This window comes from Zavarzinia marina (genome assembly GCF_021568905.1).
Classification (GTDB): Bacteria; Pseudomonadota; Alphaproteobacteria; order Zavarziniales; family Zavarziniaceae; genus Zavarzinia; species Zavarzinia marina.
This window is the reverse complement of sequence record NZ_JAKGSB010000017.1, coordinates 1-1,110: the sequence shown is the minus strand read 5'-3', so window position 1 is coordinate 1,110 and position 1,110 is coordinate 1. Positions and strand designations below refer to the sequence as shown.

The following is a 1,110-nucleotide window of genomic DNA, read 5'->3' as shown; positions in this document are numbered from 1 at the left end:
ATGGACGTCCGCGCCGCCGTCGCCTTCGAGGCCGGCAAACCGCTCGAAATCGTCACGGTGCAGCTGGAGGGCCCGAAGGCGGGCGAGGTGCTGGTCGAGATCAAGGCGACCGGCATCTGCCACACCGATGCCTATACGCTCTCCGGCGCCGATCCCGAGGGCCTGTTCCCGGCGATCCTGGGCCATGAGGGCGCGGGCGTCGTCGTCGAATGCGGCCCGGGCGTCACCTCGCTGAAGCCGGGCGATCACGTCATCCCCCTCTACACCCCGGAATGCCGGGAGTGCGAATACTGCCTCAGCCGCAAGACCAACCTGTGCCAGAAGATCAGGATCACGCAAGGGAGGGGCCAGATGCCCGACGGCACCTCCCGCTTCTCCTACAAGGGCAAGCCCATCCTGCACTACATGGGCACCTCCACCTTCGCCAATTACACCGTGGTGCCCGAGATCGCGCTGGCCAGGATCCGGCCCGACGCGCCCTTCGACAAGGTCTGCTACATCGGCTGCGGCGTCACCACCGGGATCGGCGCCGTGATCAACACGGCGAAGGCCGAGCCGGGCTGCAATGCCGTCGTCTTCGGCCTCGGCGGCATCGGCCTCAACGTCATCCAGGGCCTGCGCATGGTGGGCGCCAACATGATCGTCGGCGTCGACCTCAATGACGACAAGGCGGACTGGGGCCGGCGCTTCGGCATGACCCATTTCGTCAACCCGAAGAAGGTGGACGGCGACATCGTCGCCCATCTGGTCGAACTGACCGGGGGCGGGGCCGATTATTCCTTCGACTGCACGGGCAACACCACGGTGATGCGCCAGGCCCTGGAATGCGCCCACAAGGGCTGGGGCGAGAGCGTGATCATCGGCGTCGCCGCGGCGGGCCAGGAAATCTCCACCCGTCCCTTTCAGCTGGTGACCGGGCGGGTGTGGCGCGGTACGGCCTTCGGTGGCGCGCGCGGGCGGACCGACGTGCCCAGGATCGTCGACTGGTACATGGACAAGAAGATCGAGATCGACCCGATGATCACCCATGTCCTGCCGCTGGAACAGATCAACCACGCCTTCGACCTGATGCACGACGGCAAGTCCATCCGCGCCGTCGTCACGTTCTGA

1 protein-coding gene is annotated in these 1,110 nt (G+C 66.5%); it reads left to right on the top strand.

The features are described 5' to 3' along the window. Window positions 1-1,110: S-(hydroxymethyl)glutathione dehydrogenase/class III alcohol dehydrogenase (locus L2U69_RS19075; RefSeq protein WP_236108716.1), on the top strand; the 1,110-nt coding region annotated here is incomplete at its 5' end.